This window comes from Rhizobium sp. BG4 (assembly GCF_016864575.1).
GTDB lineage: Bacteria > Pseudomonadota > Alphaproteobacteria > Rhizobiales > Rhizobiaceae > Rhizobium.
This window is the reverse complement of record NZ_CP044125.1, coordinates 1,794,119-1,807,227: the sequence shown is the minus strand read 5'-3', so window position 1 is coordinate 1,807,227 and position 13,109 is coordinate 1,794,119. Positions and strand designations below refer to the sequence as shown.

At 63.0% G+C, this 13,109-nt stretch carries 8 protein-coding genes and 1 pseudogene; 6 read left to right on the top strand and 3 right to left on the bottom strand.

Annotated features, from left to right (window positions below):
• Positions 1–24 precede the first annotated feature (24 nt).
• The 6 genes and pseudogenes from F2982_RS09345 (at position 25) to F2982_RS09320 (ending at position 5,925) form a co-directional block, all read left to right on the top strand.
• The gene (locus tag F2982_RS09345) at positions 25–789 is read left to right on the top strand and encodes a SprT family zinc-dependent metalloprotease (protein ID WP_203429893.1); all 765 of its coding nucleotides are present in this window, start codon (positions 25–27) and stop codon (positions 787–789) included.
• Between the two features lie 75 nt (positions 790–864).
• The gene (locus F2982_RS09340; protein ID WP_203429892.1) at positions 865–1,533 is read left to right on the top strand and encodes a phosphoribosylanthranilate isomerase; all 669 of its coding nucleotides are present in this window, start codon (positions 865–867) and stop codon (positions 1,531–1,533) included.
• A gap of 2 nt (positions 1,534–1,535) precedes the next feature.
• Complete coding sequence (gene trpB / locus F2982_RS09335; RefSeq protein WP_203429891.1) at positions 1,536–2,756, top strand: tryptophan synthase subunit beta; 1,221 nt, start codon at positions 1,536–1,538, stop codon at positions 2,754–2,756.
• A gap of 3 nt (positions 2,757–2,759) precedes the next feature.
• A complete protein-coding gene (gene trpA, locus F2982_RS09330) occupies positions 2,760–3,599 on the top strand; it encodes a tryptophan synthase subunit alpha (RefSeq protein ID WP_130282937.1) in 840 nt (279 codons plus the stop codon).
• A 39-nt stretch (positions 3,600–3,638) separates the two neighbouring features.
• Positions 3,639–4,541, top strand: coding sequence for an acetyl-CoA carboxylase, carboxyltransferase subunit beta (gene accD, locus F2982_RS09325; protein WP_203429890.1), 903 nt, complete (start codon positions 3,639–3,641; stop codon positions 4,539–4,541).
• A gap of 32 nt (positions 4,542–4,573) precedes the next feature.
• Positions 4,574–5,925 (top strand): annotated as a pseudogene (locus F2982_RS09320) (folylpolyglutamate synthase/dihydrofolate synthase family protein).
• 48 nt (positions 5,926–5,973) lie between these two features.
• Here the strand turns inward: F2982_RS09320 and trxA are convergent.
• The 3 genes from trxA to addB form a co-directional block, all read right to left on the bottom strand.
• A complete protein-coding gene (trxA, locus tag F2982_RS09315) occupies positions 5,974–6,294 on the bottom strand; it encodes a thioredoxin (RefSeq protein WP_112718006.1) in 321 nt (106 codons plus the stop codon).
• A gap of 76 nt (positions 6,295–6,370) precedes the next feature.
• Positions 6,371–9,919, bottom strand: coding sequence for a double-strand break repair helicase AddA (gene addA, locus F2982_RS09310; protein WP_203429889.1), 3,549 nt, complete (start codon positions 9,917–9,919; stop codon positions 6,371–6,373).
• Positions 9,912–13,106, bottom strand: coding sequence for a double-strand break repair protein AddB (addB, locus tag F2982_RS09305; protein WP_203429888.1), 3,195 nt, complete (start codon positions 13,104–13,106; stop codon positions 9,912–9,914). Before addB ends, addA begins: the two co-directional genes overlap by 8 nt.
• Positions 13,107–13,109: the final 3 nt, after the last annotated feature.

Genomic DNA, 13,109 nt, shown 5'->3' with positions numbered 1-13,109 from the left:
CCGCGAATCGTATAGAAAAGCCCTATGTTTCCGCTTCTTTCAAAGCCGCGGCGGCCTGCCGCCCGAAAGCCTGCGCCGCCTGAAACGCGGACGCTTGACGTGGCGGGCCGGCTGATGCCGCTGACGATCAAGCAGCATGATCGCGCCACGCGCATCACGCTGCGCATCGAGCCCGGCGGCCGGGCGCTGAAGATGACCGTTCCCCGCGGCCTGGCGCAGCGCGAAGTCAACGCTTTCCTGGACCGGCATCAGGGCTGGCTTCTCACCAAACTCGCAAAGTTTTCCCCGGAGGCCGGCCTTCGCGACGGCGGCGAGATTCTTCTCCGCGGCATTCGCCACCGGATCCAGCATACAGGCAGCCTGCGCGGCCTAACGGAAACCGCGATCATCGATGGCTACCATGTCCTCAAGGTCAGCGGCATGCCGGAGCATCTCGGCCGACGGATCGCCACCTTCCTGAAAAAGGAAGCCCGCGCCGATCTCGAAAGACTGGCGCATTTCCACGCCCGCTCGATCAAGGCGCCGATCAAGTCCATCTCGATGAAGGATACCCGCAGCCGCTGGGGATCCTGCTCTTTTGAAGGCAACCTGAGCTTTTCCTGGCGCATCGTCATGGCGCCGCCATCTGTCATCGACTATCTCGCCGCCCATGAAGTAGCACATCTCAAGGAGATGAACCACGGGCCGCGCTTCTGGGCGCTGTGCGAAAAGCTCTGTCCGGATATGGACGAGGCCAAGGGCTGGCTGAAGCGCCACGGCAGCCTGCTTCACGCCATCGATTTCGACTGAGCGGAAACCGCGGGAAATTAAGCCTTCGTCGCAAATTGGCTCGACTCAGCAGCCTTTTCGTGTCACTCCGCTGCCATGAAACCGGACATCAAAATCTGCGGCCTCAAGACTGCCGAGGCGATTGACCGCGCGTTGGCGCGCGGCGCGACCCATATCGGCTTCATCTTCTTCGAAAAGAGCCCTCGCTACATCGAGCCGGACGTCGCCGGAAGGCTTGCCGAGGCAGCCCGTGGCAAGGCCAAGATCGTTGCCGTCACCGTTAACCCAACGAATGACGATCTCGATGAAATCGTTTCGCTTTTGCGCCCGGATATGATCCAGTTGCACGGCGATGAAAGCCCGGAACGCGTTTTGACCATAAAGGCCGTTTACGGTCTTCCGGTCATGAAGGCCTTCTCGGTCCGCACCTCCGAGGATCTGCAGCGCGTCGAGGCCTATATCGGCATTGCCGACCGGTTCCTGTTCGATGCCAAGCCCCCGAAGGGTTCTGAATTGCCCGGCGGTAACGGCGTTTCCTTCGACTGGAGCCTGCTCAGCTGGCTTGACGACAGCGTGGATTACATGCTTTCCGGAGGGCTGAACAAGGATAACATTGCCGAAGCCATGGCGATAACCAAGGCGCCGGGTATTGACGTTTCCTCCGGTGTCGAGAGTGCCCCGGGTACCAAGGACGTCGCGATGATCGACAGATTTTTCGATGCGGTCGAGAAGGCGTGTGAGCCCGAAACCGTTTCAGGGAGTTGAGAGTGAACGATACGCCTAAACCGAATTCTTTCCGTTTCGGCCCCGATGAAGACGGCCGTTTCGGCATCTATGGCGGCCGTTTCGTCGCCGAGACGCTGATGCCCCTGATCCTCGACCTGCAGGCTGAGTGGGACAAGGCGAAGAACGATCCGGAATTTCAGGCGGAACTGAAGCATCTCGGCACGCACTATATCGGCCGCCCGAGCCCGCTCTATTTCGCCGAACGCCTGACGGCTGAACTCGGCGGCGCGAAGATCTACTTCAAGCGCGAAGAGCTGAACCATACCGGCTCGCACAAGATCAACAACTGCATCGGCCAGATTCTGCTGGCCAAGCGCATGGGCAAGACCCGCATCATCGCCGAAACCGGCGCCGGTCAGCACGGCGTTGCCTCGGCAACGGTTGCCGCGCGCTTCGGCCTTCCCTGCGTCGTTTACATGGGTGCCACCGACGTCGAGCGCCAGGCGCCGAACGTGTTCCGCATGAAGCTCCTCGGCGCCGAAGTGAAGCCGGTGACGGCTGGCCACGGCACGCTGAAGGACGCCATGAACGAGGCGCTGCGTGACTGGGTCACCAATGTCGAAGACACCTACTACCTGATCGGCACCGCTGCCGGCCCGCATCCCTATCCGGAGATGGTTCGCGATTTTCAGGCTGTCATCGGCACCGAAGCCAAGCAGCAGATGCTGGAGGCCGAAGGGCGTCTGCCGGATCTCGTCGTTGCTGCCGTCGGTGGCGGTTCGAATGCCATCGGCATCTTCCATCCGTTCCTTGATGACGAAGGCGTCAAGATCGTTGGCGTCGAAGCCGGCGGTAAGGGCTTGCAGGGCGACGAGCATTGCGCTTCGATCACCGCCGGTTCGCCCGGTGTTCTGCATGGAAACCGCACCTATCTGCTGCAGGACGGCGATGGCCAGATCAAGGAAGGCCATTCGATTTCGGCCGGCCTCGACTATCCCGGCATCGGCCCGGAGCATTCCTACCTGAACGATATCGGCCGCGTCGAATACGTGCCGATCATGGACCACGAAGCGCTCGAAGCCTTCCAGACGCTGACGCGCCTCGAAGGCATCATTCCGGCCCTCGAGCCGTCGCATGCGCTGGCTGAAGTCATCAAGCGCGCGCCGAAGATGGGCAAGGACGAGATCATCCTTATGAACCTCTCCGGCCGCGGCGACAAGGACATCTTCACTGTCGGCAAGATTCTCGGAATGGGTGCTTAAGTCATGACTGCTCGTATGGACAAACGTTTTGCCGATCTGAAGGCCGAGGGCCGCCCGGCGCTCGTCACCTATTTCATGGGCGGCGATCCGGATTACGAAACCTCCCTCGGCATCATGAAGGCGCTGCCGGAAGCCGGTTCGGATATCATCGAGCTCGGCATGCCCTTCTCGGATCCGATGGCCGATGGCCCGGCGATCCAGCTTGCAGGCCAGCGCGCGCTGAAGGGTGGTCAGACGCTCAAGAAGACGCTGCAGCTCGCTGCCGATTTCCGCAAGTCCGATGATGCAACGCCGATCGTCATGATGGGTTACTACAACCCGATCTATATCTACGGCGTCGAAAAGTTTCTCGATGATGCTCTCGCTGCCGGCATCGACGGCCTGATCGTCGTCGACCTGCCGCCCGAAATGGACGACGAGCTCTGCATACCCGCGATCCGCAAGGGCATCAACTTCATCCGTCTGGCAACGCCGACGACGGACGAGAAGCGCCTGCCGGCCGTTCTGAAGAACACTTCGGGCTTCGTCTACTATGTCTCGATGAACGGCATCACCGGCTCGGCTCTGCCCGATCCGTCGCTGGTCTCGGGCGCCGTCAAGCGCATCAAGCAGCACACCGATCTGCCTGTCTGCGTCGGCTTCGGCGTCAAGACGGCCGATCATGCAAAAGTCATCGGCGGCTCGGCTGATGGCGTCGTCGTCGGCACCGCCATCGTCAATCAGGTGGCCACAAGCTTGACCAAGGACGGAAAAGCGACAGCTGATACGGTTCAGGCCGTTGCCACGCTCGTCCGCGGTCTTTCATCCGGAACGCGTTCGGCGCGCCTTGTTGCTGCCGAATAGTGTCCCCACATTGGCTGTAGTCAATCAGGAGTTTTTGATTTGAACTGGATCACCAATTACGTCCGCCCGCGGATCAATTCCATGCTGGGCCGCCGTGAAGTTCCGGAAAATCTCTGGATCAAGTGCCCGGAAACGGGCGAGATGGTCTTCCACAAGGATCTGGAAGACAACAAGTGGGTCATCCCTGCTTCCGGCTATCACATGAAGATGCCGGCAAAGGCACGCTTGGCCGACCTGTTCGACAATGCTGAATATGAAGCGCTGGTCCAGCCGAAGGTAGCTCAGGACCCGCTGAAGTTCCGCGATTCCAAGAAATACACCGACCGTCTGCGCGACAGCCGCCTGAAGACCGAACAGGAAGACACTATCGTCGCCGGCGTCGGCAAGGTTCGCGGTCTGAAGCTCGTTGCCGTCGTCCACGAGTTCAATTTCATGGGCGGCTCGCTCGGCATTGCTGCCGGTGAGGCGATCGTCAAGGCATTCGAGCGCGCCATTTCCGAAAAGTGCCCGCTCGTCATGTTCCCGGCTTCGGGCGGCGCCCGCATGCAGGAAGGCATTCTCTCGCTGATGCAGCTGCCGCGCACGACCGTTGCCGTCGACATGCTGAAGGAAGCAGGCCAGCCCTATATCGTCGTTCTCACCAACCCGACCACGGGCGGTGTCACGGCGTCCTACGCCATGCTCGGCGATCTGCATCTGGCAGAACCGGGCGCCGAAATCTGCTTCGCCGGCAAGCGCGTCATCGAACAGACGATCCGCGAAAAGCTGCCGGAAGGCTTCCAGACCTCGGAATACCTGCTGGAACACGGCATGGTCGACATGGTCGTGAAGCGCCACGATATCCCGGATACGCTGGCGCGCGTCCTGAAGATCCTGACGAAGAAGCCGGCAAACACCGTTGCAACGAATGGCAGCGCGGTCGCCCTGGCAGCGAGCGCCTGATCGATCCAGAACCTGCCTCAGCGGAGGGCCGAATGATACCTAGGGGTCAGACCGTCGTGAGCGAGGCAGCACAGGAAATCGACAAGCTCTTGGAATTACACCCCAAGGGCTTCGATCTTTCGCTGGAGCGGATCACCCGCCTGCTCGAAATTCTCGGAAACCCGCAGGACAAGCTCCGCGGGTTATCCACGTTGCCGGAACCAACGGCAAGGGATCGGTGACGGCCTTCTGCCGTGCCCTGCTTGAAGCGGGCGGCTATAGCGTCCACGTCCACACCTCTCCGCATCTGGTCAACTGGCACGAGCGCTACCGCATGGGCGTCAAGGGCGGCCGCGGCGAGCTCGTCGAAGACGCCGTCTTTGCCGATGCCGTGCGCCGCGTCGCCGAAGCCAATGCCGGCCAGAAGATCACCGTCTTCGAAATCCTGACCGCCGTCACCTTCCTGCTCTTTTCAGAGCATCCGGCCGATGCCGCCGTGATCGAAGTCGGCCTTGGCGGCCGTTTCGATGCGACAAATGTCATCTCCGATCCGGCTGTCTCGGTCATCATGCCGATCTCGCTCGATCACCAGCCTTATCTCGGCGATCGCGTCGAGCTGATCGCCGCCGAAAAGGCAGGCATCATGAAGCCGAAGCATCCCGTCGTGATCGGCCAGCAGCCCTATGATGCCGCCCTCGAAGTGCTGATGTCGACTGCCGAGCGACTGCATTGCCCGACCGCCGTCTACGGCCAGGACTTCATGGCTCATGAAGAATATGGCCGCCTGGTCTATCAGGATGAGTTCGGCCTTGCCGATCTGCCGCTGCCGAGGCTTCCCGGCCGCCATCAATATGCCAATGCCGCCGCTGCCATCCGCGCCGTCAAGGCCGCGGGCTTCGTCGTCACGGAAGCGATGATGGAAAAGGCACTGGGAAGCGTCGAGTGGGCCGGTCGTCTGCAGCGGCTCACCGATGGCCGCCTGATGGCGAATGCGCCCGCCGGCGCCGAAATCTGGGTCGATGGCGGACACAATCCCGGCGCCGGCGAAGTGATTGCCGAGGCCATGGCGAATTTCGAGGAAAAGCAGCCGCGGCCGCTTTATCTGATCACCGGCATGATCAACACCAAGGATCCGGTCGGTTATTTCAAGGCATTCGCGGGTTTGGCCGAAAAGGTCTTCTGCGTCCCGATCCGCGGTAGCGATGCGATGATCGACCCGGTCATTCTCGCTAACGCGGCCTACGATGCGGGGCTGGTTGCCGAGCCGATGTCGACGGTCGGCGAAGCGCTGGATGCGATCAAGGAAATCCTCGATCCGGCAAAGCCGCCGCCGCGCATTCTGGTCGGCGGGTCGCTCTACCTCGTAGGCGACGTGCTCTCGGACAACGGCACACCGCCGAAATGAAAAAAGCCCGGTCGAAACCGGGCTTTTTCTTTGAGATATCAACGCGCATTAAGCGGCGCTGGAAATCCAGTTCGACAGAGCCGTCTTCGGAGCGGCGCCGACCTTGATGTCAGCGACTTCGCCAGCCTTGAAGATTGCGAGCGTCGGGATCGAGCGAACGCCGAACTGGGCAGCCAGTTCCGGGTTTTCGTCGATGTTGAGCTTGGCGACCTTCACCTTGCCGGCGAGCTCGGTCGAGATTTCCTCGAGGCTCGGGGCGATCATCTTGCACGGGCCGCACCACTCAGCCCAGAAATCGACAACGACGGGCTCTGCGGATTCCAGAACTTCCGACTGGAAGTTATTGATATCGACTTTCACGGTAGCCATAGGCTGCTCCTTTGCGGGGAATTTGCTGTTGACCCACATGTGATGGTGCGGTGTCATAATTTCAATGACCGGTATTTCACTTTGTCTTGAGTCCCGCAAGCGCCAATTCTAGGGTGCGCTCGCTCAGCCGGTGAACGGCTGCGTTCTCGGTATAGACCAGCACGCATTCGACCGGCTTGCCGGGATAAAGTGGCGCCAGGATCTCGCGATAGATCGCAAGCTGCGCCTTGTGCGCATAGGGAACGGCCTCTTCCGTCTGTGGCGGCACCCGGTTCGTCTTGTAATCCAGAATAACAATGCGGTCGTCGAGCACGGCCAATCTGTCGATCCGCCCGGAAACCGCATACTGCTTGTCCTCAAGCGTCAGCGTTCCCATGATCGAGACTTCCGGCTGCGCATGCGCCGAAAAGACCGGCTGCAGGCTCTGCTCCGTCAATAGTTTCAGAACCGAATCGACGAGCCGGTCCCGTTCGCCTTGAGGCCAGTGCCGAGCTGTCCTGATGACATAGCGTTCGGCCGCAGAGGCGCGTTCCGCTGCCGGAATATCGGGGAGCATCTGCAGCATGCGGTGGATCAGGCGGCCTTTCTCCAGCGACCGGTCGGATCGCGGCGGCTCGCTGAAAAGCGGCGAAGCGACCAGCAGATCGTCCGCCTCTTCATCGATGATCGTTCCGGCGCCCGATGGGCTGAGCGGCCGCGGCAGCTGTCTTTGCGGCGGCAGCGGCCGGAGCATCGCTGCGGGCAGCTCGTGCTTGTCCTGCAGATCCTCCCGCGGCTCGGCCCGTTCGAAGCTGCGCTCGACCTGCGGTACGCGCCACGTTACGCCGGGCCAGCTACCGTCCGGCCCGTCAAACTCCACCGCCGTCACATGCGGATGGCTGTCGCTCATGGCGGCGGAGATCATTGCGTGCCAAGTCTCGGCGTTGGCGCGCACGCCGCGATAGCCGCAGACGACCAGCCGGTCGGCCGCGCGCGTCATCGCCACGTAAAGCAGCCGGCGATATTCCTCTTCCGCCAGCGTCTGGATGCGCGCGGCATCGGCCTGCGTCCGCGAATTGGCAAGATCGCTGACCGGCACCCAGACCGGCATCGGCTCGCTATTGCTGGTTTCCAGCAGCCTGAGCTTCGGCATATGCGTGTGCGTGAAGGCCTTGCCACCGCTATCGACCAGGAAGACGATCGGTGCTTCCAGACCCTTCGAGGCATGCACGGTCATGATCCGGACTTCGTTGCGGCCCTTGTCCTGCTCGCGCTTGACCTCCGGTGCCTCGAGTTCCAGCGTCGAGATGAAGGATTGCAGGCCGGGCAAGCCGGAGCTTTCGTGATCGAGCGCAAAGGTCAGGAACTCGTCCAGGATGTCGCTGACCTCGGTGCCGAGCCGGGCAAGGAACTGCCGGCGTCCGCCATGCAAGCCAAGCACCCGGGCGTAGAAATCGTGAACCGAGAGCGCTCGCGACTGGTCGAGAAACAGCTTCAGCCGCGTTTCCACTCCCGCATAGGCCTCGTGACCGTCGGCACCGAAGCTTTGCAGATGGCTCCAGACGCTCTGATGCTCGCCGCGAAGGGCGGCCAGAGCAAAGACCTGATCCTCAGAGAGATCGAAGAGCGGACTTTTCAGCACCGCCGCCAGCGAGAGATCATCCTGCGGCAGAAGCAGGAAACGGCCAAGCGCTAGAAGATCCTGCACGGCGATATGGCTCGTCAGGCGCAGACGGTCGGCACCGGCCACCGGAATATTGTTTCGGCGCTTCAGCGCTCGGGTCAGCGCATTCACGAAGCTGTCGCGCTTGCGCACCAGAACGAGAATGTCGCCGGCCTCGATCAGCCGCTCCTTGCCCTTCTCGACGATCGTCTCGCGTCCCACGAGCTTCTCGATCGTATGCGCCATGCGCCGGGCAAGGATCGCCGGCGGCGCGCTTTCCGGCGTCGCATCGAAGGGTGCCGTCCAGTCTTCGTCCTTGATGACCGCCTCGGGCGCGACCATCTCCCAGAGATCGACGGCGCCCGGATGGCCAATGCGGCTCGAGCGGTGAATGACCGGCTCGCCCTCGGCGCTCAGCCCCCTGGCATTCTCCGGCGGCAGGAAGACGTGATCAACCGCGGCCAGCACATCCGATGTCGAGCGGAAGGACAGCGGCAGGCGAACCGGCGTGAATTGCTGGCCGCTCGCCTGCACCTTGCGCTGCGTTCGCTTGCTCTCTTCGGAGAAGCGCTCCGGCCGCGCGCCCTGAAACGAATAGATCGACTGCTTCTCGTCGCCGACGGCAAACAGCGTGCGCACCACCGGCCGGGCGCTTTCGCCGGAGAAGAAGTCTTCCGCCAGCGACTGGATGACGCTCCATTGGATCGGGCTGGTATCCTGCGCCTCGTCGACGAGGATATGATCGATGCCCTGATCGAGCTTGTAATGGATCCAGGGGCCGACGCCGCTTTTCGTCAGGAGATCGGCGGTGCGGGTGATCAGATCCTCGAAGTCGAGATGGCTGCGCTGCTTCTTCAGATCTTCGTAGTCGCGGTTCAGCCGTTCGGCGAGAATGAGCGCGGCATGCGTCGCGGTAAACATCCGCATGATCTTCAGCCGGTCGCGGCAGGCAACGACATGGTCGCGCGCGGCCGCGATCGCTGCCGTCAGTTCCGGCGCATCGGCGAGCATTGCCTTCACGGTGAACTGCGAATCCGATTTCGGTTCACCTTTCACCGTGAGGAAGATCTTCTCCAGCAACTCGGCGCGCTTGGCCGCATTGCGTTCGTTCGACGCCTGGCGAAGCCCGTAGGCGACTTCCTGTGCCTTGGCGCCGCCCTTCTGCGCCGCAAGCGACATATAGAGGTCGAGCGTCAGGCCTGAGAGTTCAGGCAGCGGCCAATATTGGCTGGCGATGTCGGTCTCGGTCTCCGTCGGCGAAAGCTTTAGGCTTTTGCGCAGGGCCATGGCGATGCCGCCCTGCGCTTGGGCAACGGCCGTGAAGCGGCGGATCGCGTTTCGATTGGCAACGATCTCTGCGAGTAGCGCTTCCAGCCCGCTTTCGTCGCCAAGATTGAGAACATACGCGAAGGCTTCGGCGAGCGCCGCATCCTCTTCCGGCGCCGTTGCCGTCAGAAGCGAGCGCCGGGCATCCGCGAGCAGCGTTGCCGCTGCCCGATCGTCGAGCACCGAGAAATGTCCGGCGACATTGGCTTCCAGTGGAAACTGGTGCAGCAGCGCTTCGCAGAAGGCGTGGATCGTCTGGATCTTCAATCCACCCGGCGTTTCCAGCGCCTTGGCAAACAGCCGCCGAGCTTCGGCAAGCTTCACCCTGTCAGGCATCTCGCCTTCGATCTGGCCGATCCGCTTGCTGAGTTCGTCATCCGGCAAGACAGCCCAGTCGGCCAGCCGGGCAAAGACGCGGTTCGACATCTCGGAGGCCGCAGCCTTGGTATAGGTGAGGCAGAGGATGGCCGAGGGCCGGGCGCCCGCAAGCAGCAGGCGGATAACGCGCTGCGTCAGAACATGCGTCTTGCCGGATCCGGCATTGGCCGACACCCAGGCCGAGCGTTGAGGATCGGAGGCGATCGCCTGCTGGATCGTCGTCCAGCTGATCCAGGTGCCGGGATCGTCGCTCTCGGGGAGGGCCGTCACGTCATTCATCACCACCGGCCTCCTCGTCTTCCGCTGTCGACCATTCGGAAACGCGAGCCAGATGGTCGTAGTCCCCACCGAAATCGAACTGCTGGGCGGGAATGAGCCGTGAGGTGAAGCCGCGCTCGCCGGACTGCAGCAGCGAAACGAACTTGATCAGCTGGGCGATCGACTCTTCTGCAAGGTCGAGCGCCGATTTCGCTTTGTCGCTGCGTGCCGAATTCTCGTTGTTGACGGTATCGGCGCGGAAACGGTTGCCGGGCCGCAGCCGCACGTAGAGCAGATCCTGCGGCACCAGACTTCCGGCATCCCGGAAGGCGCCGGCGCTCAAGGCTGCCGCTTCAAGCGCCAGCTGCGGATCGAGCAGGGTACGTGCCTGGGCAGGAGAGGGGTTGTAACCCGTCTTGTAGTCGATGATATCGGCGGCCTTCGGCCCGGTTATGTCGATGCGGTCTGCCACGCCGGTCAGCCGGATATTGACGGTATCGAGCTCGACGCTGCCGCGAACTTCGGTAAAGGTCCGGCGGATCGCCGGGCGGCGCTCGGCTTCCCAATCTAGAAAGGCGCGGGCCACCTCGCGGAAGCGTGGGCGCCAGACGGCATCGATATGGGCCGGCAGCTCCTCCATGTCGAAAAGCTCGGTCAGGATGCGCTCCATTGCCGATTCACCCTCCAGCGTCCCGGCAATATGCCCTTCACGGACGAAGCGGTCGATGATCGCGTGATAGAGCGTCCCGCGCTCGGCCGCGCCCGGATCGCGATTGAAGGGATCGACAGGATCGAGACGCAGTATGCGCCGGGCATAGATCGCATAGGGATCACGGCGCAGACGGCCGACTTCGCTGAAGGAATAGGATTTCGGCTGCAGCTCGGCCGGCGGAACCGGGGAGGGGCGCTGGGCCGGTGCCTGCGGCTTGCCTTCGTCGAGCAGATTGACCCAATGCACGTATTTTTCGCCGCGCCCCCTCAGGCCTGCCTCGAAGTCCGTGCCGCCAAGCGCCAGCAACCGCTGCAGCCAGCGGGAGGCGACCGTCGGCGTCGAGCCTTGGCGCAGCGCACGCGAATAGATCAGCTTCCGGGTGCCGTTCGCCATCTCGAAGTCATGGGCGAGCTGGCCGATGCGCCGCTCCGGCGGCTCCAGGCCGATCTCCGTCTTCATCATCCGCGAGATGAAGGGATTATTGGCCGTCTGGCCCGGCCAGGAGCCCTCGTTCAGGCCGCCGAGGATCAGCGTATCGACATTCTGGAGGCGGGCTTCGAGCGTACCGAAGATGAAGACGCGCGGATGGGCGAGCGCCCGGGGTTTCGCCGCCTGGCCCGCCGATAGCGCTGCCATGATATCGATCCATTGCGGACCGTCGGCTTCCAGTTGACCCTCTGTTTCCATCACCTCGGCAAGCAGCCCGGCCAGCGCGTCGCCCGCTTCCCCGCTCCACAGACCGGAGAGGTCGCCACGTGCATCACGCGCCACGGCTTCCAGCACGCGGCCGGTGCGTTCCGCCCATTCGGAAAGTGTGAACTTGGCAGTCAGCCCGCGCCCATCGGCACCGCGTCTGACCAGCGTTGAAACCAAAGGCTCCGTGGCGCCGGTGATCCGTGTGGCGAGATCGCGCGCCTGATCGATGGCATCGGCGGGCAGCGCCTTGCGCCAGTGCGGCGCATGCCGGTCGTCGCGCTGTTCGAAGAGCTGCCGTTCCAGAAGGGCGTTTAGCGTCGCGATATCGACATCCGCCACGCCGCCGCGCAATGCCAGCAGCTCAAGCGCCTCCACGGCACCGGTGAGCGCTGCCTTGTCGAGGCCGAAATGGCTCAGTGGGTGTTTCAGCAGGGCGACGAGCGCGACGGGATCGCCCGGCCGCAAGGTCGCCTCAAGGGCGAGCTGCAGGAACGTGCCCTGCGGCATCGCCGCCAGCGGTGTACCGGCGGAATCGTCGGCGAGGATGCCAAAACGCGCCAGCTCGGACATGACGCGCCGGGCGAGGTTGCGGTCTGGCGTGATCAGCGCCGCCTGGCTTTCGCCGTTTCGCCCCGGCTCCTCGAGGGCAAGGCGCAGAGCAATGGCGATCGCGGTCGCTTCCTCACGCTCGTTTGCAGCTTCGATCAGCGCCACGTCGGCAAAGCCGGATGCAATGGCATCGCCGGGCAGCTCGCTCTTCCATTCGCCCCAACCGCTGGTCGCTTCCGCCGGTGCGAGGGCTCGCGAGAGGACCTCCGCACGCTGCCGCAGCGCCGGCTCCGCTTCGACGATCGGCGTGACATCATTGCGGGTCAGCTTGAGCCGCTTCAGGAGATGAGAAAGGCCATATTGTGAATGGCTGCGGCTTGCCGGATTGACGGGCCGTCCGGAGATCGGCTCCGGCGCCACCATCCGCCAATGCTCGTCCGGCATGGAAAGATCGAGGCCGGGCAGCACGATAACGCCTTCGGGCAGATCGGCGACAGCGGCAATCAGCTCGGCCGTCGCTGGCACCGAACCGGTTGAACCGGCGATGATGATCGGCCCGGCCGGATGCGAGGTTGCGAGCCGGTTGGCCTCGGCGCGCAGGATCGCATTGCGGTGGCGCGCCGGTGAGGAGCGTCCGAGCTCGGCCAGCCGCTCCGGCCAGAAGGCGCTGGCGATCTGCAGAAATTCCGTCGTCAGCTGCCACCAGAGCGCATGGTCGGCGGCATCGAGCTTGGCAAGCTCGCTCCAGTCACGATCCTCGGTCTCGATCGAATCGATCAGCTCTGCCAGATTGCGCGCCAGCCAGATGGCATCGGCCGGGCTTGCTGGGGCCACCAGCGGCGAATCCGAATGGATGTGGCGAACGATCTCCGGCAGCTTGTTGCGCCAGGCAAGGATCAGCCGCGCGAGCTCCAGAAGGCGGGCCGTGTTGGACAGCGGCTGCGCCAGATCGAGCGTCGCGGGCAGCGCCTCATCGAAATAGCCGCTGTCATCGTCAGTTTCCCCGAGCGGCCGGATGACTGGGAGAATAGCCGAGAGGCCACCGAGCAGATCGACGAACTCCGATCGCAGGACGCGTGCCGCACGCCGCGTCGGCAGGTAGATCGTCACCTTCGACAGCGATAGCGGATCGGCCGGGTCGTGCCGGAAATGCGGTGTTAACCGGCCATCGCAGAGCGTCTCCGCGAGTGTCTTCAGAAAGGGCACACCGGCAGGGATCGTCAGGATTCGCGGCTGGTGGCGCTCGCTCATCGC

Excerpts from the sequence above, each read along its gene's own strand:
- F2982_RS09340 (WP_203429892.1), top strand. The coding sequence starts at position 865 with ATGAAACCGGACATCAAAATCTGCGGCCTCAAGACTGCCGAGGCGATT.
- trxA (WP_112718006.1), bottom strand. The coding sequence starts at position 6,294 with ATGGCTACCGTGAAAGTCGATATCAATAACTTCCAGTCGGAAGTTCTG.
- trpA (WP_130282937.1), top strand. The coding sequence starts at position 2,760 with ATGACTGCTCGTATGGACAAACGTTTTGCCGATCTGAAGGCCGAGGGC.
- addB (WP_203429888.1), bottom strand. The coding sequence starts at position 13,106 with ATGAGCGAGCGCCACCAGCCGCGAATCCTGACGATCCCTGCCGGTGTG.
- addA (WP_203429889.1), bottom strand. The coding sequence starts at position 9,919 with ATGAATGACGTGACGGCCCTCCCCGAGAGCGACGATCCCGGCACCTGG.
- F2982_RS09345 (WP_203429893.1), top strand. The coding sequence starts at position 25 with ATGTTTCCGCTTCTTTCAAAGCCGCGGCGGCCTGCCGCCCGAAAGCCT.